Origin of the sequence: Collinsella aerofaciens (assembly GCF_040926185.1) — a bacterium.
Lineage (GTDB): Bacteria > Actinomycetota > Coriobacteriia > Coriobacteriales > Coriobacteriaceae > Collinsella > Collinsella aerofaciens_BC.
The window spans coordinates 43038-66255 of sequence record NZ_JBCOIQ010000009.1 but is presented as its reverse complement, the minus strand read 5'-3'; the positions used below and the strand labels follow the sequence as shown (position 1 = coordinate 66255).

Below are 23218 nucleotides of genomic sequence, written 5' to 3'. Positions count from 1 at the left end.
AGGAGAGGGGAAGAGATGGATAAAGTCAAAACGGCCTTCCAGAACTTTGGCCGCGTTATCGTCGACCCTATTTTGTACCTTTCGGTAACGGGCATCATTTTGGCCATCGCCACGGTATGCTCGCTCGGCAGCGGAGTTGTCGCGGATCTGGGCACGCTGCTCTCCGCGGCAACCAACTCCGCGGTGATCGGCAACCTGCCGGTGATTTTCGCAGTCGGCCTAACGGCAGGCTTCGCAAAGAAGCAAAAATCCAACGCGGCAGTGTTTGGACTTATTAGTTACCTCATGTTCCTGTATGTCAACAACGCCTACCTGACGCTCACCGATCAGCTGGCAAAAGCCGGCGCGATGGGTCTGTATGGCACTGGCCAGGCAACGGTACTGGGTCTTCAAGTTACCGATGTCAACGTCTTCGGCGGCGTACTCATCGGATGTTTCTGCGGTTGGCTCTATAACAAACTGATCGATGTAAAGGTATCGGACTATATCCGGATTTACGGCGGACCCCGCCTGGCACTTCTGGCGATGATCCCGCTGAGCATTGTCTTTGGCATCGGAGCGACTGTCGTGTGGCCCCCTATCGCCAACGCCATCAGCAACGCGTCTTCATTCATCGCAGCCTCGGGCGGTCTGGGCGTTTTCATTTACGGCTTCCTGAACCGCGTCCTCGTACCTCTCGGCATGCACCACTTTATGTGGATGCCGTTTGACTACTCCGCGATTGGCGGCACGGCGGTCGTCGCCGGCCAGAGCGTTTCCGGCGCAGCAAACATCTTCTATGCCGAGCTTCCCCATATCGCCGACGGATCCCTCACCACAGTCGACCCCTCTGTCCGCTTTGCCATGTTCGGCTTTGGCAAGGAATTCGTAACCCTTGGCACCGTGCTCGCAATGATTGCAACTTCCCGTCCGGAGAATCGAAAAGCCGTCGCAGCCATGCTGGTGCCAATTTACATCACCGCCATGCTCTCCGGCATCACTGAGCCGCTCGACTTCATGATCCTGTTCGCGTCTCCGATTCTCTGGGTTGCCTACAGCCTGTTCTACGGACTGGGCGAGATGCTCCTGTTTGTCCTGGGAGTCCGCTTGCTTAACATGTACGGTGGCATCGAGCTGCTCACGCTCAGCCTGCCTTTGCCAATGGGCGTCACCAAGTTCCCGATTTACATCGTCTTGGGCATCGTGTTTGCCGCCGTTTCGTTCGTCATGCTGGCGATGGTGATCAAGAAACTCAACCTCATGACGCCCGGTCGTTCTGCAGAGTGGTCTGCCGAGGTCTCTGGCGATGCCAACGCTCTCGAGTCTTCCGGAACGCCGGAAGTCGACGCAAAACAGCAGGAGATGGTGCAAAACATCATCGACGGCCTTGGCGGTAAGGACAATATCAACACCATGGGCTGCTGTATGACTCGCCTCCGTGTCGAGGTCAAGGATCCCAACAAGGTCAACGAAGAGATCATCAAGAAGGCTATTGACAAGGGCTTATTTAAGAACGGCACTAATGTCCAAATTATCGTGGGAACCAACGTGCACTCCGTCTACGACCTGCTTCGTCCCATCCTTAATCTGGAAGATTAACAGTCGCCTGATCGACAGACGACAAGCAAGGAGACCTCATGTTGACCAAAACGTTACATTCAATCCGAGGCATGTTCGAACGCTTGCTCAACATGTACAAAGAAAAGTCGACAAGGGGTCTTCTCGCTCTGATGGCTGCATTCGTATGCGGTTTTATCTGGCCACTCCTTGGTCTACTCGCTGCGGTTTGGACCCGGCATTCAGGAGAGCACGCGGATGCGGGCAGCGTTGCGGGCATGGCGGCCGTTATCAACATCGTTACTTACTTCATACAGATAGCGACCAGGATTGTCTGCGGCTCGATTTGATTTGAAAGGCATGAACAACATGAACGGATACAAGATTGTAATCTGCGGCGGCGGCAGCACCTATACCGCCGGTATCGTCAAAGACCTGATTGATCAAAAGGACGAACTGGGGATTCGTGAGCTTTGGCTCTATGACATCGACAAGGAACGCCAGGACACGGTCGCTGTGGTGGTTAAGGCAGTTATCGATGACCTTGCTCCCGAGATTCCCCTGCATGTAACTGTCGACCCCAAAGAAGCATTTACAGATGCGAACTTTGTTATGGCGCAGATGCGCGTGGGCGGGCTCAAGATGCGTATCCAAGATGAGCAGATCAGCCTGCGCCATGGCGTAGTCGGCCAGGAGACCTGCGGAGCAGGTGGCATGGCCTATGGCATGAGGACCATCTTCCCCATGTGCGAGCTTGTCGATTTCTGCGAGGAGTACGCCTGCAAGGACTACTGGATCGTCAACTACTCCAACCCCGCTGCCATCGTAGCCAAGGCGATGCACAAGCTACGTCCAAACGCTCGCATTCTCGACATCTGCGATATGCCAGTAGAGATTGAAGCCCGCATGGCGGAGATTTTGGGCTGCGAACTCAGCGACATTGAAGTCGACTACTTCGGCCTCAACCACTTTGGGTGGTTTACCAACGTGCGTTGCAAGGGCGTCGACGTTACAGACAAGCTCAAAGAGCATGTGCGTAAATTCGGCTACATTTCCGAGGCAAGCCTCAATGACGCCTTGGTAAAGGACCCCGATTGGGCCCATACCTTCAAGAATGCGGCGACGATTTCCACGCTATTCCAGGATTACCTCCCCAACACCTATTACCAGTACTACCTGTTGCCCGATGCCTGCGTGGAATACATGGACATCAATAACACGCGTGGCATGCAGGTCGTAAACGGCCGCGAAAAGCGGATCTTTGATGCTTCTGCGGCGCTTAAGCGCGGTGAAAAGGTCGATCTCACGCAATTCTATGTAGGCGTCCACGGCAGATTCATTGTCGATGTCGTCAAGTCTCTAGCGCATGACCTGCGACATCGCCAGCTGGTAATTGTGCCCAATAATGGCGCAATCGAGAATCTCTCGGACGACGCGACCGTCGAGATTCCGGCGTACATCACCGATCGAGGAGCCGAACCGGTCCGCGTCGGGAAGATCCCCCGCTTCTACAAGGGCCTTATCGAACAGCAGGATGCCTGCGAAGGCCTTGTGGTCGAAGCCGTTATCGAAGGCTCCTACCAGAAGGCACTCGAGGCCTTCACCCTCAATCGCACGATCCCCTCAGCGCGCGTGGCTAAGGAAGTCTTGGACGACATGATTGAGGCGAACAAGGGCTATTGGCCTGAACTGAAGTAGAGAAACCATCCAAATAGCAAAAGCACAAAAGGTGGCCTCAAGGCAAAAATGCTTTGGGGTCACCTTTTGTATGACTAAATCTCCGCAAAACTCGTAAAGATGAACGAATCGGCCTCGTGTTTTACACGATAGTTCTCTTGATAATCCTGATTGAATATAAGCGAATAAATAACCTGAAGCGTATACGTGAGCGAGATCATGGAAGAGTAATTGGCAACCTTTCCAATCACGCGCTCTGATTTTGGAATGAGCAGGACAGTATCGCATTGCCTGGCGAGCGCCGAATCAGAAAACGCCGTGATTAAACACGGCTTGATTCCGCGCTCGGAAAGAGCGGCGGCGTATTTGGAATAATCATAGTGAATGCCGCTGTAGCTTAGGAATAAAAACAGGTCTCCGGGCCTACCGTTCTTAACGTGCAGTGTCTGCAGGCCCCCGTCGTCTGCCATGGTGACATGACGATCGAGCTTGAGAAGATTGTTGCGAAAGATACATCCCGCCAGATAGCTTTCCCCTTTAGCAAAGATGTAAATTCGCGGGGCGCTAAGAACTGCCTTGGCGATTATGCTCAATTTGGCGCTATCGAGCTCAATTTTCGTTTGATCTATGACGCCCTTCAAGAGATTTGCAAGGTTGCCCTCGATGGCCTCAATTGAATCGGTACTGCCAAAAGGACGATTGTGATCGACAGTGGCAGCCAGAAGATAGTCTCCGCTTATCTCCTGGATGAGCTGCATGATCAACTCTCGATAGCCGCTTAGGCCCAATTTCTTACAAAAGCGGATGATAGTCGCGTTCGAAGTGTAAGTCTCCTGTGCGAGCTTTGCCATAGTGAGGGTCTTAAGGTCGCCGGTATGATTGAGCAGATAGGTAGCAATGGCTCGGTCGGTTTCATTAAAAGACGCGCTGTTACGCAGGCTGTCAAGAATCATGGTCGCTCCGATCGCTTTAGTTTGTCACTTAATTATGTCATTATCAAAACGACGGGCAGCTCTTCATACGCTGACTTACGCCCTGCAATCTCTCTTCTGATATTCCGCATGCTTCGGCAACATTATTTGTGCGGAGCACATCGCTCAAGTCTCAGCGAACAGATACGAAGAAGTTCGATTGCCAGAATTCACTGCCCGCCTTGAGACGCAGAGACGGCCTCCGAACAAGCTACATGCGGACTTGAGACAGCATAGCGCTCGCCCGTCGGCATCCTACGACCTGTATCCCCCTCTCCCCTGTTTCCGTGTTGAGAGCAGTAGACGGGGCTCCAAGGGGACTTGTCCCTTTGGAGCGCAGGGTCCGGGGATGGCGCGGTCCATCCCCGGCACTATTATTAGCTAAGGACCGCCGGAACTCCTCCCAATTGGAGTTTATCGGTCGATAAGTCAAGCCGACCGGCCCGCGATTATCAATGGTTTATTTGCTTCACATAATAAATTGACTCAGGATTCACCCGCAAAGTAAACCGATAAAGAAAAAGCTCGGAAGCAATTTTGCTTCCGAGCTGCTAAAAGTCTTGGTCGCGGGGGCAGGATTTGAACCTACGACCTCCGGGTTATGAGCCCGGCGAGCTACCAGACTGCTCCACCCCGCAATGTCTGGGCGCCTCATGTGCGCAAGAAAGAATATTACGTGGGAGTTCGGTAAACGGCAAGGAAAATCTCGTAGAGCATAATTCCTTCATATTTAAACCCCTCAGCCCCTATCACCGTAAACGAATCGCAGCCGAGCGCCGTCGGCGGCGCGTATACAATGGTGCGCGTCCTTTTATGCCAACACTGGGAGTAGACATGCTGCTCGCTATCGATATGGGAAACACGCAGACGGCCATGGGCCTGTTTGACGGAGACGAGCTGGTGCAGTCGTGGCGCATGCCCACCGACCGCTCCTATACCGCCGACGAGATCCATGTGCGCCTGATGGGTTTCTTTAAGATGTACGGCCTTTCGCTCGACGCGGTCGACGCGATCGCCTTTGCGGGCGTGGTGCCGCAGCTCTCGCGCGAATGGCACGCCGTGGCCGACCGCATCGCGGCGGACGCCATCGTCATTGGGCCGCAGACGGCCGCGGTGACCAAGCTGCGCGCGGCGCGTCCCCAAGCCGTAGGCGCCGATCGCGTCGCCAACGCCGTTGCGGCCGAAACTTTCTACGGCGCGCCGGCAATCGTGGTGGACTTTGGCACCGCGACCAATATCGACGTCATCGACGAGGACGGTTATTACATTGGTGGAGCGATTGCGCCGGGCATCCGCATTTCGATGGACGCGCTCGCCGCCCGAGCCGCCAAGCTCGCCAGCGTTCCGCTCGAGGCGCCCGAGCACGCCATCGGCCGCGATACCGAGGAGTGCATCAAGGTCGGCGCCGTAACGGGCGCCGCCGCCATGGCTGAGGGCCTGGTCGCGCGCATGAAGCGCGAGCTGGGCCGCGAGGATGCCACCGTTATCGCCACAGGCGGTCTCGCCGGCATCGTCGCCGATTCGACCGATGCCTTCGACGTGGTCGACGGACAGCTCACCATCAAGGGTATCTGCGAAATCTACCGCCGCATGCAGGAGCTGGGATAGAGTAAACGCCAGGTCGCAGCAACCAGCCGCCAATCCTATTCCTCAAAATCGAAAATTTTTCAGTTTTGAGGAATAGGATTTTTTGCTAAGCCTCGCCGCACAACCACCTCGCCAGGTCCACGATCTGCACCCCATCGCGATCCGTGGCCTCGTGATGCGTGCGGGCAAGAATCATCTTGGGATACGCATCGCCAATGCTCAGCAGTGGCGAAATCTCGCGTTCAAACGTCTTATCCGAGCTGATGTCGTCGCTCACCTGAATGTAGAGCTTCTCGCTTCGCTTGATTGCTACAAAGTCTATTTCCTTTTTATAGAGCACACCGACGTATACCTCGTATCCGCGGCGCAGCAGCTCGATGGCCACCATGTTCTCGTATACGCGTCCCCAATCCATATCACGTGTACCAAGCAGTGCGTATTTGAACGCGTGGTCTGCCAGGTAATACTTCTCGCCGCTCTTAAGGTATTTTTTGCCGCGAATGTCGTACCGACGAACTTTATAGAAGGCAAACGCATCGCACAGGTACCCCATGTACGTGCCGACCGTCTTGTTCGTAATCTTTAGCCCATCCGCATTCAAAACATCTGTAATGTTGCGTGCCGACGTTATGTTGGAGACGTTGTCCATCATGTAATCGGCAATGCGCAGCAGCGCCGATTCGTTTCTCACGTTATGCCGCTGCACGATATCTCTCACGATGAGCGTTTTGAAGACATTGGAGAGATATTGATAACGCTGCTCCTGCAGTGGATAAGGGTAGGAGCCGGACATACCGCCGGTTCTCGCGTACTCATCGAAGTCGCGGTCGACCTCGCCCTCGTCGCCATAGAGTCGATACTCCTCAAACGAGAATGGGAAAACCTCGATCTCGAACGTGCGCCCCGTAAAGAGCGTCGACAGATCGCTCGACAGCAAAAAGGCATTCGATCCGGTAATGAATATGTCGTACTGCTCGGATGCGTGGAGGCTGTTGATCGCACGCTCAAAACCGTCGCACATCTGAACTTCATCGATAAGCAGAAAGTTTTGTTTGCCGGACACTCGATGCTCTTTTACATAGGCGAGCAGCGCGTGATACTCGAGCAGATTCTCGAACTCATCGAGGTTGTAGTTGATATGGATGACATTCGAATTGGACAGATTTGCCTCCACGTAATCGCGGAGGGCCTCGAGCAATTTTGATTTACCGCTACGACGGATGCCCGTGATGACCTTGATGTCCGGCACGCCAATAAGGCTCGTCAACGTGTCCATATATGACGTTCTATTGATGAGTTTCATTGGGGCCTCCTCGCGGTCTTTTATCGCTATTCCTCAAAATTGAAAATTTTTCAGTTTTGAGGAATAGACTCTGCAACGAATATACCTCGTTAAAGGCCGGGCTGGCTTAATTCTATTCCTCAAAATCGAAATATTTTCAATTTTGAGGAATAGAACCGCGATGCCACCCTGTAGTCGCGTAAAGACCCTCCCCGGCACAGCCGAGGAGGGTCTTGTTGTCATCGCTATCTTTGAGCGCGGGCGCCTCGCGTTACAGTCCGCGAATCCGTACGGCCTCGGGCGGAAACTCCTGCTCGCCGGCATCGGTCTTGATGGTCGCGCGACCCCAGATGTCCAGGCCCGCAAACACACCGACCGCAAGCGGCAAACCGCTGGGCGACACCGCCGCGACCTGACGACCCAGCAGCGGCACCATGTCGAAGTAGTCACCCAGCACCGGAGCCAGCGGGCCGGCAGCTCCCTGTGGCGTGTTGGCGACAACCGCCCAGGCGTCCACGCGGGCGAGCACCGCGGCGGCCAGCGCCTCGACCAGTGCCTCGTCTGCCATATCAACGCCAAGCCCACTCAACGCCGCGCGCTCAATATCCACCGTCACCGCGGCAAACATGCCCGCGGCACCTGCACCGCCGTTGACGGCGACACGCGCGAGCGACGTCTCAAATGCGGGCGCGCCGCACACGATGTCGCTCGGCCACTGGATACCCACCTTGCCGGCAAGCCCCAGGCCCGGCGTTGCGGCCGTGCCCGCGAGCGCATCCATCATGCCCATCGCGGCCACAAACGGCAGGCCGTGGAACGCATGCATGTTCACATCGGGGCGCACGACCAGCGAAAACGTCAGCGAAGCATCGCCCGCGCTCCAAGCGCACCAGCCCGCGGACACACCCTCGCGGCCCGCGTCGCGCGCGGCGTCAAGCTCGGTACCGGCGGCAACAGCGTTCATCTCGATCATCTACATACGCCCCAATTCGCCCACGATATGGCCCACGCGGTCCTCGGGCTCCTTGACCTCGACGCCGTTGTAGCGGAAGAACCGCGCCGGGTCGTGCATCAAGTCCTCGAGCGGCACCAGCACAAAATCGCGCTCGCCGATCAGCGGATGCGGCAGGCGCAGCTTTTTGCCGCCGTGGGTCTCGCCGTCCATCCAGAGCAGGTCCAGGTCGATGGTGCGTGGACCGTTGGCCTTGGCCTTTTTGGAGCGGTCGCGCCCCAGCTCAGCCTCGATCTTCATGAGTTCATCGAGCAGCACCAGCGGCGCCAGCTCGGTCTTGATCTCGATGACGGCGTTGGCAAACGCGTCCTGGCGCGTCTCGTAGGCCGGCTCGCTCTCGTAAATCTTGGAGGAGTTGGACACGCAGGTGAGTGGAATCTCGGCGATCATCTCGCGTGCAGCGCGGATGTTGTCGCAGCGATGCCCCAGGTTGGAGCCCACAGCCACAAACGCGCGGCGCGGCTGCGGCTTGGCAACCGCCCAGTAACCGTTCAGGAACTGCGCAAAACCCGCGGCGTCGTGCACGCGCATGATGTTGGCACCGGCCTGGATGGCGCCCAGGCACACGCCAAACGTAGCGGCATCGCGCTCGGCGGCCTCGGTCACGCCCGAGACGGCGCCCACAAAGCGCTTGCGCGACACGGCGCACATGAGCGGATAGCCCAGTGACGCCATCTTGGCAGTCTCGCGCTGGATGACGATGTCCTCGTTAGCCGACTTACCAAAGCCCGGGCCAGGATCAATGCAGATGCGGTCGCGCGACACGCCGGCATGGATGAGCGTGCGGGCCTGGTCGGACAGAAAGCCCATGACGCGGCGCATGATGGGCGCCGAATCGGGCAGGGTGAAGCGGCGGAGCTGCGAGGTGGGCACGTAGGCTTCCTCGCGGCGGGCGCTGCGGCGCATCATGGCGGCCAGGCGGTCATTGGGCTCCGATGCGGCCTCGGTGGCTGCGGGCGCGGCCTCGGGCGCGAGCGCGACGGTCTCGGCTGCAGCAGCCTGCTCGGCGGCCGGCGTCTCCTGCTCGCTTGCAGGCTCGGACGTGGGCTCCGGTTCGCCAAACGGCAACGAGGGCTGCACCACGCCGCCCGGAAGCTTGGTCTCCGGCTTAGGATCGCCCAGCAGCTTGCCGCGACGGCGGCGAGCCGGCTTCTCGGCCTCACGCGCGGCCTCGGCAGCCGCCTCGCGCGCCTTCTCGGCAACAAACGCCGCTGCCGAGGTATCGAGCTGCACCGTTGCGTGCGTGCGGGTGGGCGCGGCGACCTCGCCGGCATGCATCACGATGACGCCGCAGGTGCTCGTCTTAACAAACTCGACCATCTTGGGATCGGTGAAGCCGGTCACGTCGTTGACGATCGAGGCGCCGCAGCGCACGGCCGCCTTGGCAACCGCCACATGACGCGTGTCGATCGAGACGATGGCGCCCTCCTTGGCCAGCGCGCGTACCACGGGCAGCACGCGGCGAGCCTCCTCGTCGGGGTTGACCGGGGTAAAGCCGGGGCGCGTGGACTCGCCGCCCACGTCGATGATGTCGGCGCCGGCGTCGAGCATCGCCAGGCCGTACTCGATGGCGGCATCCGGGTCGAAGTGCTCCCCGCCATCGCTAAACGAATCGGGCGTCACGTTGAGGACGCCCATGATGCGCGGACGGTCAAAGCTGAGCTCGTACTTTCCGCACCGCCATGTCTTGCTGTCGTTCGCCATGAACATCCTCCTAAAATGCCCACGCCGCCGAGCTTGGGGAGCTGGCGGCGGGGTCGCTTTGCACTCAGTCTTTCTATTGTATCCGCGCGCGCGGGCTAGAACGCAAACGCGGCCGCGATGTCGCAAGAAATCAGCAGGTCGGCATTTGCATCCTGATCGGTGGGAGCAAGGTTGCAAATGGCCAGCGTATCGCCGGTAAAGTAACGCGTAAGGCCCGCCGCCGGATACACCACGAGCGAGGTCCCGCCCACGATGAGGGCATCGGCCGCGGCGATGGCGGCAACGGCACCGGTCAACACATGCTCGTCGAGCGGCTCTTCGTAGAGCACCACATCGGGCTTAATGCGCCCGCCGCACGCAGGACACACGGGCACGCCCGCGGCGTCCTCGTGCTCGCGCGAGCAAATCCATTCGGCGCTGTAGACTGCGCCGCACGTCTGGCAGACATTGCGGTGGACCGAGCCATGCAGCTCGAACACGCGCTGCGAGCCGGCCATCTGATGCAGGCCGTCGATATTTTGCGTCACCACGGCATTCAGCTTGCCGGCGCGCTCCAGCTCGGCCAGCTTGGTGTGGCAGCGGTTGGGTTTAGCGTTGAGCGCGATCATCTTGGTGCGGTAAAAGTCGAAGAACTCCGCAGGATGCGCCTCGTAAAAGCTATGCGACAGCATGGTCTCGGGCGGATAGGCAAACTGCTGGTGATACAGGCCGTCCACGCTGCGGAAATCGGGAATGCCACTTGCCGTGGAAACACCAGCGCCGCCAAAGAAGACCACGCGCTTATGGGTGCCGAACAGCTCCGCCAGCGCGGCGGAGGCCTGCTTGGGATCCGTTATTGCCTGCGTCATATGAGTCCTCCGTCCTTGTTGGTCGGGCAGCGTCGGGCGATGTCCCAGCATGCGGCCTTTGGGTCAGCACGCGCGGTGCCCACCACCGCCCCTGTTGCGCTAATCTTAAGCCTGCCAACCCCGTCGAAAGGACACCATGCCTCAGACTTACACTTTCGCCTCGTGGAACGTCAACGGCCTGCGCGCCGTGCTCAAAAAGGACCCGAGCTTTATCCAGATCGCACAGGAGCTCAATACCGATATCCTGGCGCTGCAGGAGACCAAGCTGCAGGAGGGCCAGGTACAGGTCGATCTGCCCGGCTACCACCAAACCTGGAGCTACGCCGAACGCAAAGGCTATTCGGGCACCGCGGTCTTTAGCCGCCAGGAACCGCTGCGCGTGCTGCGCGCCGACGCACTGCTGCCCTACGCCGGCGAGGGCGAGGCGGCCGAACTCGTCGCCCAAGCCGCAACCGAGGGCCGCGTCTGTGCGCTCGAGTTCGACAAGTTTTGGTTCGTGGACGTCTATACGCCCAATGCCCAAAACGAGCTTGCCCGCATCGACGTGCGCATGGCCTGGGACGATGCCTACCGCGGCTTTTTGAGCGCGCTTGAGCGCGAAACCGGCAAGCCCGTCGTAACCTGCGGCGACTTTAACGTGGCTCACGAGGAGATCGACCTTAAGAACCCCAAGTCCAACCGCGGCAACGCGGGCTTTTCGGACGAGGAGCGCGGCAAGTTTACCGAGCTGCTCAACGCCGGGTTTACCGATACCTGGCGTGCGGCCAATCCGGACGTCGAGGGCGTCTACAGCTGGTGGAGCTACCGCTTTAATGCCCGCAAGAACAACGCAGGCTGGCGCATCGACTACTTCCTGGTAAGCGACGTAATCGCCGGCAACGTACGCGGCACCGGCATCCGCGGCGACATCTTCGGCAGCGACCACTGCCCCGTCACCCTAACGCTGGAGCTCTAAACACAAACGATCCCTCGGGGACGGAGGAAAACAGATCATGTGGCCCCTCTCCCCCTATAAGGTGCGGTGGAATAGTTCCTGTTTGGGCAGCAAATAGCCAAAAACGAGAACCATTCCACCGCAAGTTCGTGAGGGAACGCGAAATGCCTTACAGCCCGTATTTCACGACGACACGGTTAATGCGACGGCACCAAGGCTTGTACAAGGCAGCCAAGAACACGCAGGTCGCGAGGCCGTGTGTGATATCGAACGGCACTGCCGTGGCAAGACGTGCCATGGCACCCGCCCACGTGAGCGGTTGAACAAAACCGATAATGTCGTAGGCGTTGATCACAACGCCGTACAGCAAACCCGAAGCAAAGCCGTAGGTCAGCAGCGCCGGCATACGCACGGTGCCATCGGCGCGATCAAAAGCGCCGGCATGCGCCAGCGCACCGCCAACGTATCCCACGAGCCCCCAGGCATACATCTGCCACGGCGTCCACATGCCCTGCCCAAAAAAGAAATTGCTGGTCAGCGCCGCCAACGCACCGACCATAAAGCCGTTACGACGACCGAGTGTCGCCCCGGCGATAATGGCGATGGCACTCACGGGTTTAAAGTCGGGAATGGGGCCAAACAAGATACGCCCCGCCGCGGCCAATGCTGCCAGAACCAGCGTGGGCATAATCTGGCGCAAACCCGGACGAGATGCCTCGTAACCCGCAAAGAACAGCGCGAGCACCAGCGCCACCACAACCAGCATGGCCAATGCTGCCTGCTCAACACCCGACAGCAACGCCGCAGCCATCACCGCCGGCACCGCCAACAACAGCGGGATCTCCAGTTTTGCAAGCAAGCGCGAGAAACGACAGTCCGTCATCCCATCACGCCCTATAGAACACGTTGTCGGCAAAGAAGTCGGCCGGGGACTCCATGCAGGCAATCTCGCCGTCAAACATCATGGCGACGTCGTCGGCTACCTGCTCGGCAAAATCCAGATCGTGCGTGGCCATAATGACGGTGCCGCCAGCCTTCGCATGGCCACGCAGGGCGCGGGCGATAATGCGGCGGCTGAACAGGTCTAGACCCTTGGTGGGCTCATCGAGCAATAGCAGTTCGGGGCCGATTAGCAGCAGTTTTGCCAATGCAAGCAGTTGACGCTGCCCGCCCGAAAGATCGTACGGATGGCGTCCATCCAGACCCGACAACCCCAAGCTCGCCGCACGCTCCCGCGCCAAGTTCTCGTCATATCCGCAGGTCGAGTCCCATTCCATCAGCTCATCGCGAACCGTCTCGGCAACCAGCAATGCTTTGGGATTCTGAGGCAGCAGCGCCGCCGAGGCCGCTCCGCGCACCACGCGGCCGCGCTGCAGCTTGGCGGTCTTCGCCAGCACCGAAAGCATTGTCGACTTACCGCAGCCGTTACCGCCCACGATCGCATGCACCGCGCCAGCCGAAAACGACACATCGAGCCCGCGCAGCACCCAACCGCCCGCGCGATCGTAGCGAAACCAGCCTTCCGACAGGGTGGTAGCCGACCCGCCGTGCATTTTTTGGAGTATTCTGCTTCCATCCGTGCGCGAGAAGGCTTCCGAGCCGTTCTCGAGCGACGTTTGCGCCACAAATTCGGACGATTTGTCCAATTCCGAACTTTTTTTCGCGCTCGATACGTCCCCGGGCGGCTCCAGAGAACCCAAATTGTCCTCATGCCTGCTGAATACTCCGTTTTTTGCACATCGGATGGCACCCCACCCCAACATGTCATCGGAAAACAGCGATTCTCGGCGTCCCAAAGAAGACATATCCGCCACCTCGCGCACGCGACCGCCCTCAATCCGGTACGTACACGTCGCATACTCGAGCATCGGCCGCGGCTGATGCGTCGCCACAACAACCGTGCAGCCCAGCTCGCGATTCACACGAAACAGCGCGTGCAGGAAATTCTTCTCCGCAACCGGATCAAGCTGAGACGTGGGCTCGTCGAGCAGCAGCACGCGCGGGCGGAGCGCCAACACGGCCGCCAACGACAGCAACTGTTTGCGACCACCCGAAAGCGTGTCAGTATCGCGGTGAAGCCAATCTTCCAGCCCAAAGAAATAGCTGGTCTCAGCTACGCGACGGCGCGTCTCATCACGTGCTAGCCCCAAGTTTTCCAGGCCAAACGCCATCTCGTGCCACACGGTTTCGCACACGATCTGGTTCTCGGGATCCTGGAACACATAGCCCACGCGCTCCGCCGATGCCCGTACGTCCATGTCGGCAACGTTCTCGCCCAGCACGCTCAGTTCGCCAGTGCGCTCGCCCGCCGGAGCGATCTCGGGCTTGAGCAGCGACAGCAGCGTCGACTTACCCGATCCGGTACCGCCAACAAGCAGCGCAAATGCACCTTGGGGAACAGACCAGTCGAGCCCCTCGAGCACCGCAGCATCAGCATCGGGGTAGGCAAAGCTCAGGCTCCGCACCTCAATCGCCGGCATATCCGGGCCGCACGCAGCGCCCGACACCGGGCCCCTATCCAACCGAGCCATCAGCCAAACCTCTTCTCATCAATCGCGTGCAACGCGCAAGGCAGCACCATCCAGGCAGCGTACACGACATAGCCCGGCCACGGCGCCGGCACCGAGAGCTGCGGATAAAACGAATACTGTGTCGTCGCGGTCCATGCCACCGCCACGGCAGCCGCGCCAAACAGCGCAAGCAAAACCAACGCGGCAACATCGCTGCGCCTTAGCCGATACCGCGCGTACGTCGTGCGACGCGTCGCGGCGCCCCACCCGCGCGAGCGCATCGTGTCCGCGCGCTCCAGCGAATCTTCCATGCCCCAGCCCATCAACACGCTCGATGCCCGTAGGCGCGAACGCACGGGATCGGCCGGCGCGCGACCCGGCACATCAATCGCATCCTGCACCGCCAGTACCGTACGACCGCGGCGCAAAAACTGTGGGATAAGCCGCATGCACATCGAAATCATGAGCGCGATCACCGGTGCGGCGTTACCCAGAAGCGCAAGCACCTTGTCGTAGCCAAGCATCGACGCCGCAGCCTCAAACCACAGCACGCTCGCCACAAACAACCCGCCCATGCACAGGCCGTATACCATACTCTCCAGATACACCGCACGCATGCCAATACGGAACAGCTCCGTCGAGCCCGAGGCGCTAAACAGCGGATTGAGCACCGCGATAATCAAAATCACCGGCAGCTGCCAGCGAAGCGCCCCCAACGTGCGCGCAGCACCGCGCGTCGCAAGCCCGTACGCCAGCCCGCCCGCAAGTGACAGCGCAATCAGCACCGGCTGCATAGAGAACATGGTGAGCCCCAGCGTCAGTACCATGTAGAGGGCCGGCACCGCCGGATGCGACATCGAGAATGCCGCGACGGGCTCGCCGCCAAACTCTTCTCGTATGTTGTCCACGGGCACCCCCGTCCCCTAGCTCAAACGACGGCTCCGTAGCACCGCCAACGCCGCACGCAAGCAGCGCAAACGCCACACCAGCGACGCAAGCCTCAACCGCCGCAAACCAATCGTTACGCGCTCATCATATGCCTGCGGTATCATATTGCGCCGTGTATCGTTTCCAAACACACGTCTCTATAACGTAACAGGAGATCACATGGACGCAACCGCAATTATCCTCGCTGCCGGCGAGGGCACCCGCATGAAGTCGAACCACTGCAAGGTTTCGCACAAGATCCTGGGCAAGCCCATGGTCCAGTGGATCGTCGACGCTACCATCAAGGCCGGCTGCAGCCGCGTCGTGGTCGTCATCGGCAGCCACGCCGACGAGATGCGCGCCCTGATCGACGGCGCCTACGCCAACAGCGCCACCAAGGTCGAGTGCGTCGAGCAGACCGAGCGCCTGGGCACCGGCCACGCCGTAAAGGTCGCGCTCGAGGCCTGCGGCATCACGCAAGGCCCCGTCGTCGTGCTCAACGGCGACCTGCCGCTCATCACCGCCGACACCGTCGCCAAGTTCGCGCAGACCGTCGCTACCGGCGAGCTCGCCTGCACCGTCATGACCATGACCCCGCCCGACCCCTTCGGCTACGGCCGCATCAAGCTGGGCGCCGGCGGCCAGATCGAGCGCATCATCGAGCAGAAGGACTGCACGCCCGAGCAGGCCGCCACGCTGCTGGAGTGCAACGCCGGCTGCTACGCCTTCGACGGCGCGCAGCTCGCCGCCCACATTAACGAGATCGGCAACGACAACGCGCAATCCGAGTACTACCTGCCCGACATGCTCGAGATTCTCAAAAGCCACGGCCAGGCTGTCTCCATCTTCCACTGCGATGACTACCGCGATGGCCTGGGCGTCAACAGCCGTATCCAGCTCGCGCAGCTCACCGCTATCGCGCGCGACCGCATCAACGAGCACTGGATGGCCGAGGGCGTCACGTTCATCGATCCCACGCAGGCCTGGATCGGCCCCGACGCCGTTATCGGCCGCGACACCGTCGTGTGGCCGCAGACGCATCTGATCGGTCACGTCACCGTGGGCGAGGAGTGCCAGCTCGGCCCCAACAGCCGCCTCACCGACACTACCGTCGGCAGCGGCTGCACCATCGATGAGACTATCGCCATCGAAGCCGTCATCGAGAACGGCGTCGACTGCGGCCCGCGCGCCTACCTGCGCCCGGGTACCCACATGCTCGACGGCTCCAAGGCCGGCACGCACGTGGAGATCAAGAAGTCCACGATCGGTGAGGGCTCCAAGGTGCCGCACCTGTCCTACATCGGCGACACCACCATGGGCTCCGGCGTCAACGTGGGCGCGGGCTCCATCACCTGCAACTACGATGGCGTGCACAAGCACAAGACCGTCATCGGCAAGGATGCCTTCATCGGCTCCGACACCATGATGGTCGCGCCCGCCCAAATCGGCGACGGCGCGCTCGTGGCCGCCGGTTCCGTCATCACCGAGCCGGTCCCGGCCGACGCACTCGGTCTGAGCCGCGCCCGTCAGGTAAATATTGAGGGCTGGGCCGCCGATTATCGCCGCCGTCTGCACGAGGACGACGAGGTATAACGTTTTATCAAGCATCTAAGGAGCTGTTCCCATGGGGGCGGCTCCTTTTTCTATCGTGACCTGCGCAACCGGATGAGTGGTCGGTTCGTGTCCGTTGACGGTAAAGACGTTATCAAGACCCGATTAACCCCGTCGCGCGGTTACAATGCAACAAGGCATCTATATGGCATTCGATATAAAGGAGAAGGGTAATGCCGATTAATGATCCCGAGAAGTCGGAGAATATGCGCAAGTCCATCCGCGTGTATTCCGGTTCCTCCAACCGTCCCCTCGCTCAGAAGATCGCTGAGTACCTTGGGGTCGAGCTTTCGGGCCTTACGCTAAAGCAGTTCGCCAATGGTGAGATTTACGCCCGCTACGACGAGACCGTCCGCGGCGCCGACGTCTTCCTGATTCAGTCCGTGGCCGGCGGCAACGTCAACGACATGCTCATGGAGCTGCTCATCGCCACCGACGCTGCCAAGCGCGCATCCGCCCGCTCCATCACCGCCGTCATCACCCACTACGGCTATGCCCGCCAGGACCGCAAGGCCGGCCCGCGCGAGCCCATCACCGCCCGCCTCGTCGCCAACCTGCTCGAACGTGCCGGCGTCAACCGCATCATCACCCTCGACCTGCACCAGGGCCAGATCCAGGGCTTCTTCGATATCCCGGTTAACCACCTGTCCGCACTGCCGCTGTTTGGCCAGTACTACAACGACATGCACTTCGACACCGACAACCTGGTTGTCGTCTCCCCCGACGTGGGTCGCGCCAAGGCCGCCAAGAAGCTGTCCGACATGCTCGGCTGCGACCTGGCCATCGCCCACAAGGGCCGTCCGCGCCACAACGCCGCCGAGGTCATGGGCATCATCGGTGACATCAAGGGCAAGACCTGCATCATCAACGACGACATGATCGACACTGCTGGCACCCTGTGCGCCAACGTCAAGGAGCTCAAGGCTATGGGCGCTGGCGACATCTACGTCTGCGCCACCCACGGCATCTTCTCCGGTCCGGCCATCGAGCGTCTGAACGACGCCCCCATCGTCGAGTGCGTCGTCACCGACGCCATCCCCGTCGAGGTCGGCGGCAAGATCAAGACTATCTCGGTCGCCGAGGAGTTCGCTCAGGCCATCTCCGCCGTTTACCACGAGGAGCCCGTCTCCACGCTCGTCGGCGGCGACTTCGCGCTGTAATCCAGCGTGCATCTCATCATCTTTGGTGTTTTTAAAGGGTCGGAAGCTCGCTTCCGACCCTTTTTCTACCCCTCGACAACCTTCCCTGGACAATTAGTTCAGATACGTATTTTTTTAAAGCTCCAAAGGCCGTTCTGAGCCTTCTGAGCTCCCCGGCGAACGCCATACTGCCCAAAGCTCATCGCTTTCGAGTACGACCGCCGCATATTTACCCTCAAATCGCCCTCGAAAGCCCTTAGAAACGCCTCGAACGCCCGCCGTCTTATACGTATCTGAACTAACTGTCCAGTAGCTATCGTCAACCTTCGCGGCAGAGCTCAATTTCCTGCAATCCCCTCAACCGATTCCACCGATTTCATAACACCCAGCCGTTCATGGCGCGCAGCGCCCCGCTGAGCGAAAAGAACGGTATGGCGGTCGCATTCTGCCGCCAACTTAGTACGTTATAGCTATGACGACCGTGATTTCACATCTCTCCGCCCTCCGCGCAATTCGTCGCGCACGACGGGCGTACTCTGCCCTACCCTGGGACTCCGTTGATAGCGAACAGCAAGCACAGGCCTTGGCTGGCTGCATTCCCAACAATGACGCGATAGACTTTGGCGCACTTTCGATACTCGACGCCTGGAATGAAGATGATTCCGAACTGCTCGATCTTCTCGTTTCAAACGAAGACAACAGGCGCCCCGACAAGCGACTTCTTCAGCATATTCTCTCCACTCCTCTTCCTGAAGGTGCAATTATGCACGTCGAGGCCGACATCTACGCAACGTCTCCTGCCATGACAGCCATGCTTTGTTCCAAAAATGAATCAGTCGCCAAAACCTTGATGCTCCTTATGGAGCTGCTCGGAACCTACTCCCTTCCTCCCGGGGCAACATACCCCATTGCCTATGACGACATCTGGCCCAAGGGCGATGACTACGAAGCGATGGACGACCTCGATTGCCGGGGCGACCAGTCGGCGACCGAACAGCAGAACGAAACCCGCTACGAACAGGCACACTACAAATGCGAGCCCGCCACGACCATCGAAGATCTCGAGACTGTTGCACAGCTTGCCAAAAGCAGCTCATACACCTCGTTTCGCACGGCAGTCAAGCTCGCCCGACCCGGATCTGCATCCCCAGCCGAATCCCTAATGTTTGCCGTTCTCGGAGCGCCCATGCGCTTTGGCGGATTCGGATGTTGCAGCCTGCCCATGGGAGGCCTGCTACTCAACTATCGAATCGACTTCGACACTCTTGCGGTCAACATGTCCTCCGGCATCCCTTACGCCATCTGCGACCTATATTGCCCGGCCGCCGGAGTCGACAACGAATACAACGGAATTGGGCATGAGCTTCAAAACGCTCGCATCCACGATGGCAATCGAAATAATGGCCTCAAGGCAATGGGCATCCACGTCCTGGTTATCAATCGCGACCAAATGAAAGACCTTGTTGCACTCGAAGCCTTCGCCCAAACGATGCATCGACTCGCGGGAGTCCGATTCCGATACCGTATCAAGGGCTATCGCAAGCGTCAGGCCGCTTGGCTCAACGCCCTGCGGGCCGGAATCGGCCTTGCGCCGGTCTAAACGGCGAATCACCCGTGCACCGTCGAGCAGGGCTGGACAGTTAGTTCAAATACGTATAAATGGACACATTGAATTAGGCTGTTTTGCAGTTATCTCTATACCATTCGCCCGATTTGAAGGCAGGGTAGACTTCAAAACAGCGTCATATGGACTAACTAAAGCTCCAAAACAACGTATCGGCATTGAATTGAGCACTTCGAGTCCTCAGAACTTATACGTATCTGAACTAACTGTCCACCTCGATTTCGACGGCCGTCCAAACGCCCTCAAATAACCTCAATTGCCCTCCATTTGACAGCGGCAACAGGGTCGCTCACCATAGCAGGCGACAAATCAACGAAAGGATGAACATGGCAGCTGCACAGCCGCTTAAGATTCGCATGGTTGCCGGACTTGGCAACCCTGGCGATGAGTATGCCGAAACCCGCCACAACGCTGGCTTCAAGGCGATCGACGAGTTGGCCCGTCAGGCCGGCGTCACGTACTGGAAAAACCAGGCCGGCGCCGAGGTCGCGCTCATCAATATCAACGATGCTGAGGAAGAGGGTGGCAAGCGCCAGATTGTGCTGGTCAAGCCGCAGTCGTATATGAATACCTCGGGTGGCCCCATCTCCAAGCTCTGCCGCGAGTACAAAATCAAGGCCGAGGAACTGCTCGTGATTCACGACGAGCTCGACATTCCCGCCGGCGACGTACGTGTTAAGGTGGGCGGTGGCCACGCCGGCCACAACGGCCTGCGCTCCATCATCGACAAGATGGGCAGTCGCGACTTTAGCCGCATCCGCACCGGCATCGGCAACCCTCCCGGCAAGATGGCCGTCGCCGACTACGTGCTTAAGCAGCTGCGCGCCCGCGAGGCCGAGGATTTCCAGGACACCTGCGCCCGCGCGGCCGACGCCGCCGGCCTGGCGATCGTGCACGGCGTGGTCTATGCCCGCGACCACGTCAACGGCGCCGCCTCCGCCAACGGCAAGCACTAAAACCTACCATTTAGGGACAGGTTTATTTTGGCAGGTTTTATCTGCGGAAACGCCACAGTGAGCGCATCGCAATAAACCCTGCGCCGCCATATGCACGCAACACCCCAAAGGGGGCCGGCCTCATCACAAACCGAGGCCGGCCCCCTTTGCCGTTTTACCCGATAAGGCTGACCAAAATAAACCTGCCCCTATTTGGTAGGCCAAAGTGGATAAACCCTGCTCCCACCTGCCAAAGACACACGTAAGCGACATGTCCATGAGGGTATAATTTGCACCGTATGTCTGCACAACGCCTGTGCGCGTACGGTTTTATTCGGGCTACCGTCCATTTCCGTGGAGGCACGGTTCGGCAGCCCTAACAAGAGAGGGGTTCTATGTATAAGATCCTGGAGAAGACGCAGTTCTCTGAGAAGGTGTTCAAGTTCCGCATCGAGGCGCCTGCAATCGCCAAACATGCGCACGCTGGACAGTTCCTCATGGTTCGCGCCAACGAGACGGGCGAGCGCGTCCCGTTTACCCTGGCCGGCTGGAACGGTGACGAGGGCTGGGTCGAGTTCATCTTCATGGTGATCGGCAAGACCACCGAGATGCTGTCCACCTACGAGGCCGGCGAGTCACTGCGCGACGTCGTGGGCCCGCTGGGAGTTCCCACCGAGATGGCCGAGGGCCCCTGCGCCGTCATCGGCGGCGGCGTCGGCCTGGCAATTGCCTTCCCGGTCGCCAAGCACCTGGTCGAGACCGGCCACGAGGTGCACGCCATCATGGGCGCCCGCACCAAGGACCTCCTGCTCATGGAGGACCAGTTCCGCGAGCTCCTCGACGAGGACCACATCCACATCACCACTGACGACGGCTCCTACGGCGAGCAGGGCGTTGTCACCGCTCCGCTGGAGCGTCTGCTGCAGGACAAGGCCGTGAGCCAGGTCTTCTGCGTCGGCCCCGTTCCGATGATGAAGTTCTCGACCCTCACCGCCCAGAAGTACGACACCCCCATCACCGCGTCGCTCAACCCCATCATGGTTGACGGCACCGGTATGTGCGGCTGCTGCCGCGTCGAGGTGGGCGGCGTGACCAAGTTCGCTTGCGTCGACGGCCCCGACTTCGATGCCACCCTGGTCGACTGGGATGACCTTCGTGCCCGCCAGGCCGCTTACCGTTCCGAAGAGGGCGCGTCCCTCAAGGCCTATGAGGAAAAGAGCTGCGCATGCCACTAGTTAACGGTCGTTTCGTTGCCGATATGAAGTCGCCCCGCACCCCCGATAACGAGGAGCCGGCTGCCGAGCGCGCCTGCGACTTCCGCCCCGTCGACAAGGGCTTCACCGAGGAGATGGCGCTGGCCGAGGCCGAGCGCTGCCTCAACTGCAAGAAGCCGTTCTGTGTTGAGGGCTGCCCCGTCAACATCAACATCCCCCGCTTTATCGAGCAGATCCGCGCGAAGGACTTCGGCGGCGCCCTCGATACCATCCGCGAGGACTCCATGCTTCCCGCCATCTGCGGCCGCGTCTGCCCGCAGGAGAACCAGTGCGAGGGTAAGTGCATCCGCGGTAAGAAGTCCGAGCCCGTGGCCATCGGCCAGCTCGAGCGCTTCCTGGGTGACCGCCCCGAGCTCGCCTCCACGCCCAAGATGGCTCCCAAGAACGGCAAGAAGGTCGCCGTCGTCGGCTCCGGCCCGTCCGGCATCACCTGCGCCGGCGAGCTCGCCCGCAACGGCTTTGACGTCACCGTTTTTGAGGCCTTCTTCACCGGCGGCGGCGTGCTGGTCTACGGCATCCCCGAGTTCCGTCTGCCCAAGGCAGTCGTCAAGCGCGAGATTGACGGCCTGGAGGACATGGGCGTCAAGTTTGAGTACAACTCCGTCGTGGGCAACATGGCCACGGCCGAGGAGCTGTTCGAGCAGGGCTTCGACGCCATCTACGTGGCGACCGGCGCTGGCCTGCCCAAGTTCCTCAACGTCCCCGGCGAGAACCTGCCCAACGTCTTCTTCGCGAACGAGTACCTCACCCGCGTAAACCTGATGAAGGCCAACAAGTTCCCCGAGTACGACACCCCCACCAAGCATGGCAAGAACGTCGTCGTCTTTGGTGGCGGCAACGTGGCTATGGACGCCGTCCGTACCGCCAAGCGCCTGGGCGCCGAGCACGCCATCATCGCCTACCGTCGTACCGAGGACGAGATGCCCTGCCGTCGCGCCGAGCTGCACCATGCTAAGGCCGAGGGCGTCGAGGTTCTGCCGCTCGTCTCCCCGCTCGAGTTTGTCGCTGGCGAGGACGGCTCCGTGTGCGCCGTCAAGGTCCAGAAGATGGAGCTCGGCGAGCCCGACGAGTCCGGCCGCCGTCGTCCGGTGCCCATCGAGGGCGCCATCGAGGAGATCCCCTGCGACGTCGCGATCTCGGCTATCGGCACCAACGCCAACCCCTTCGCAAAGAAGATCGGCGGCAAGATGGAGCTCAACAAGTGGGGTTACATCGTCGCCGACGAGGAGACCGGCCAGACCACCGATCCCCGCATCTGGGCCGGCGGCGACATCGTCACCGGTGCCGCTACGGTCATTCTGGCGATGGGCGCCGGCAAGAAGGCCGCCGCTTCGATCACCAAGAGCCTGCTGGGCGAGTAATCACCTGCAGCGCTAGCCACCAAACGGCAAAGTCCCCGTCGAGCACACGCCCGGCGGGGACTTTTTTATGCCGGCCGCCCAAACCACCACGATGGGGCAGGCACCTTTGTGGTGGTTTGGGACTTGCCCGGTCGTTTTGTCTCAATCTGTAACACCTGGAGCCCGTTGAGCCTTGTAGTTGTTACAGATCGAGATATTGCTCCAGCCGCACCCGCTTTGTCTCAATCTGTAACAGTTAGAGGCCAAATTCCTCGCTACATGTTACAGATCGAGACGTTAGGTTGGC

18 protein-coding genes and 1 tRNA gene are annotated in these 23218 nt (G+C 59.8%); 10 read left to right on the top strand and 9 right to left on the bottom strand.

What is annotated here, in order from left to right:
* The first annotated feature begins 15 nt into the window (after positions 1-15).
* Entirely contained in the window at positions 16-1578 is a 1563-nt protein-coding gene (locus tag AB5750_RS05655; RefSeq protein ID WP_368145722.1) for a PTS transporter subunit EIIC, read from the top strand.
* A gap of 327 nt (positions 1579-1905) precedes the next feature.
* Positions 1906-3234: a 6-phospho-alpha-glucosidase gene (locus AB5750_RS05650; RefSeq protein ID WP_040359682.1), complete on the top strand. Its 1329-nt coding sequence runs from the start codon at positions 1906-1908 to the stop codon at positions 3232-3234.
* Positions 3235-3308: 74 nt separating this feature from the next.
* Here the strand turns inward: AB5750_RS05650 and AB5750_RS05645 are convergent, their stop codons facing one another.
* Together AB5750_RS05645 and AB5750_RS05640 are read right to left on the bottom strand one after the other, a co-directional pair.
* Complete coding sequence (locus AB5750_RS05645) at positions 3309-4166, bottom strand: MurR/RpiR family transcriptional regulator (RefSeq protein WP_006235773.1); 858 nt, start codon at positions 4164-4166, stop codon at positions 3309-3311.
* Positions 4167-4745: 579 nt separating this feature from the next.
* Positions 4746-4822: transfer RNA gene (locus AB5750_RS05640), tRNA-Met, on the bottom strand.
* A 196-nt stretch (positions 4823-5018) separates the two neighbouring features.
* Between AB5750_RS05640 and AB5750_RS05635 the strand changes: the two genes are divergently transcribed.
* Complete coding sequence (locus AB5750_RS05635) at positions 5019-5792, top strand: type III pantothenate kinase (protein ID WP_195246414.1); 774 nt, start codon at positions 5019-5021, stop codon at positions 5790-5792.
* Positions 5793-5877: 85 nt separating this feature from the next.
* On the opposite strand, the gene AB5750_RS05630 is transcribed toward AB5750_RS05635, so the two are convergent.
* The 4 genes from AB5750_RS05630 to AB5750_RS05615 all read right to left on the bottom strand — a co-directional run bounded on the left by AB5750_RS05630 (position 5878) and on the right by AB5750_RS05615 (position 10617).
* Positions 5878-7074 carry an ATP-binding protein gene (locus AB5750_RS05630; protein WP_368145724.1) on the bottom strand — a complete coding sequence of 399 codons (1197 nt, stop codon included), beginning with the start codon at positions 7072-7074 and terminating at the stop codon, positions 5878-5880.
* Positions 7075-7324: 250 nt separating this feature from the next.
* The gene (locus AB5750_RS05625) at positions 7325-8026 is read right to left on the bottom strand and encodes a hypothetical protein (protein WP_368145725.1); all 702 of its coding nucleotides are present in this window, start codon (positions 8024-8026) and stop codon (positions 7325-7327) included.
* Positions 8027-9769, bottom strand: a complete 1743-nt coding sequence (gene folP / locus AB5750_RS05620) for a dihydropteroate synthase (protein WP_217749898.1) — start codon at positions 9767-9769, stop codon at positions 8027-8029. It abuts the gene before it with no gap.
* 95 nt (positions 9770-9864) lie between these two features.
* Positions 9865-10617, bottom strand: a complete 753-nt coding sequence (locus tag AB5750_RS05615) for an NAD-dependent protein deacylase (protein ID WP_368145726.1) — start codon at positions 10615-10617, stop codon at positions 9865-9867.
* Positions 10618-10753: 136 nt separating this feature from the next.
* On the opposite strand from AB5750_RS05615, the gene AB5750_RS05610 reads away from it, so the two are divergent.
* Positions 10754-11572 (top strand): exodeoxyribonuclease III, encoded by an 819-nt coding sequence (locus tag AB5750_RS05610; protein WP_368145727.1) that lies wholly within the window; start codon positions 10754-10756, stop codon positions 11570-11572.
* A gap of 148 nt (positions 11573-11720) precedes the next feature.
* On the opposite strand, the gene AB5750_RS05605 is transcribed toward AB5750_RS05610, so the two are convergent.
* From AB5750_RS05605 to AB5750_RS05595, 3 genes are read right to left on the bottom strand one after another with little or no spacing between them, the layout of a single operon-like run.
* The gene (locus AB5750_RS05605; RefSeq protein ID WP_346977089.1) at positions 11721-12434 is read right to left on the bottom strand and encodes a DUF6580 family putative transport protein; all 714 of its coding nucleotides are present in this window, start codon (positions 12432-12434) and stop codon (positions 11721-11723) included.
* A 4-nt stretch (positions 12435-12438) separates the two neighbouring features.
* Positions 12439-14082, bottom strand: coding sequence for an ABC transporter ATP-binding protein (locus AB5750_RS05600; RefSeq protein WP_368145728.1), 1644 nt, complete (start codon positions 14080-14082; stop codon positions 12439-12441).
* On the bottom strand, positions 14082-14969 hold the full coding sequence (locus tag AB5750_RS05595) for an energy-coupling factor transporter transmembrane component T (protein ID WP_368145729.1): 888 nt from the start codon (positions 14967-14969) through the stop codon (positions 14082-14084). The genes AB5750_RS05600 and AB5750_RS05595 overlap by 1 nt, the downstream gene beginning before the upstream one ends.
* A gap of 199 nt (positions 14970-15168) precedes the next feature.
* On the opposite strand from AB5750_RS05595, the gene glmU reads away from it, so the two are divergent.
* The 6 genes from glmU (at position 15169) to gltA (ending at position 22932) form a co-directional block, all read left to right on the top strand.
* Positions 15169-16581: a bifunctional UDP-N-acetylglucosamine diphosphorylase/glucosamine-1-phosphate N-acetyltransferase GlmU gene (glmU, locus tag AB5750_RS05590; RefSeq protein WP_368145730.1), complete on the top strand. Its 1413-nt coding sequence runs from the start codon at positions 15169-15171 to the stop codon at positions 16579-16581.
* A gap of 191 nt (positions 16582-16772) precedes the next feature.
* Positions 16773-17759 (top strand): ribose-phosphate diphosphokinase, encoded by a 987-nt coding sequence (locus tag AB5750_RS05585; protein ID WP_089573682.1) that lies wholly within the window; start codon positions 16773-16775, stop codon positions 17757-17759.
* Between the two features lie 451 nt (positions 17760-18210).
* Positions 18211-19338 (top strand): putative endonuclease domain-containing protein, encoded by a 1128-nt coding sequence (locus AB5750_RS05580; RefSeq protein WP_250787340.1) that lies wholly within the window; start codon positions 18211-18213, stop codon positions 19336-19338.
* A 350-nt stretch (positions 19339-19688) separates the two neighbouring features.
* On the top strand, positions 19689-20318 hold the full coding sequence (gene pth / locus AB5750_RS05575) for an aminoacyl-tRNA hydrolase (RefSeq protein ID WP_342996873.1): 630 nt from the start codon (positions 19689-19691) through the stop codon (positions 20316-20318).
* A 374-nt stretch (positions 20319-20692) separates the two neighbouring features.
* Positions 20693-21532 (top strand): sulfide/dihydroorotate dehydrogenase-like FAD/NAD-binding protein, encoded by an 840-nt coding sequence (locus tag AB5750_RS05570; RefSeq protein ID WP_117647773.1) that lies wholly within the window; start codon positions 20693-20695, stop codon positions 21530-21532.
* The gene (gltA, locus tag AB5750_RS05565; RefSeq protein ID WP_022094914.1) at positions 21523-22932 is read left to right on the top strand and encodes an NADPH-dependent glutamate synthase; all 1410 of its coding nucleotides are present in this window, start codon (positions 21523-21525) and stop codon (positions 22930-22932) included. Before AB5750_RS05570 ends, gltA begins: the two co-directional genes overlap by 10 nt.
* Positions 22933-23218: the final 286 nt, after the last annotated feature.

What these genes read in the sequence shown, in the direction of transcription:
- AB5750_RS05655 (WP_368145722.1), top strand. Translation starts at nt 16, where the DNA reads ATGGATAAAGTCAAAACGGCCTTCCAGAACTTTGGCCGCGTTATCGTC.
- AB5750_RS05650 (WP_040359682.1), top strand. Translation starts at nt 1,906, where the DNA reads ATGAACGGATACAAGATTGTAATCTGCGGCGGCGGCAGCACCTATACC.
- AB5750_RS05645 (WP_006235773.1), bottom strand. Translation starts at nt 4,166, where the DNA reads ATGATTCTTGACAGCCTGCGTAACAGCGCGTCTTTTAATGAAACCGAC.
- AB5750_RS05635 (WP_195246414.1), top strand. Translation starts at nt 5,019, where the DNA reads ATGCTGCTCGCTATCGATATGGGAAACACGCAGACGGCCATGGGCCTG.
- AB5750_RS05630 (WP_368145724.1), bottom strand. Translation starts at nt 7,074, where the DNA reads ATGAAACTCATCAATAGAACGTCATATATGGACACGTTGACGAGCCTT.
- AB5750_RS05625 (WP_368145725.1), bottom strand. Translation starts at nt 8,026, where the DNA reads ATGATCGAGATGAACGCTGTTGCCGCCGGTACCGAGCTTGACGCCGCG.
- folP (WP_217749898.1), bottom strand. Translation starts at nt 9,769, where the DNA reads ATGGCGAACGACAGCAAGACATGGCGGTGCGGAAAGTACGAGCTCAGC.
- AB5750_RS05615 (WP_368145726.1), bottom strand. Translation starts at nt 10,617, where the DNA reads ATGACGCAGGCAATAACGGATCCCAAGCAGGCCTCCGCCGCGCTGGCG.
- AB5750_RS05610 (WP_368145727.1), top strand. Translation starts at nt 10,754, where the DNA reads ATGCCTCAGACTTACACTTTCGCCTCGTGGAACGTCAACGGCCTGCGC.
- AB5750_RS05605 (WP_346977089.1), bottom strand. Translation starts at nt 12,434, where the DNA reads ATGACGGACTGTCGTTTCTCGCGCTTGCTTGCAAAACTGGAGATCCCG.
- AB5750_RS05600 (WP_368145728.1), bottom strand. Translation starts at nt 14,082, where the DNA reads ATGGCTCGGTTGGATAGGGGCCCGGTGTCGGGCGCTGCGTGCGGCCCG.
- glmU (WP_368145730.1), top strand. Translation starts at nt 15,169, where the DNA reads ATGGACGCAACCGCAATTATCCTCGCTGCCGGCGAGGGCACCCGCATG.
- AB5750_RS05585 (WP_089573682.1), top strand. Translation starts at nt 16,773, where the DNA reads ATGCCGATTAATGATCCCGAGAAGTCGGAGAATATGCGCAAGTCCATC.
- AB5750_RS05580 (WP_250787340.1), top strand. Translation starts at nt 18,211, where the DNA reads ATGACGACCGTGATTTCACATCTCTCCGCCCTCCGCGCAATTCGTCGC.
- pth (WP_342996873.1), top strand. Translation starts at nt 19,689, where the DNA reads ATGGCAGCTGCACAGCCGCTTAAGATTCGCATGGTTGCCGGACTTGGC.
- AB5750_RS05570 (WP_117647773.1), top strand. Translation starts at nt 20,693, where the DNA reads ATGTATAAGATCCTGGAGAAGACGCAGTTCTCTGAGAAGGTGTTCAAG.
- gltA (WP_022094914.1), top strand. Translation starts at nt 21,523, where the DNA reads ATGCCACTAGTTAACGGTCGTTTCGTTGCCGATATGAAGTCGCCCCGC.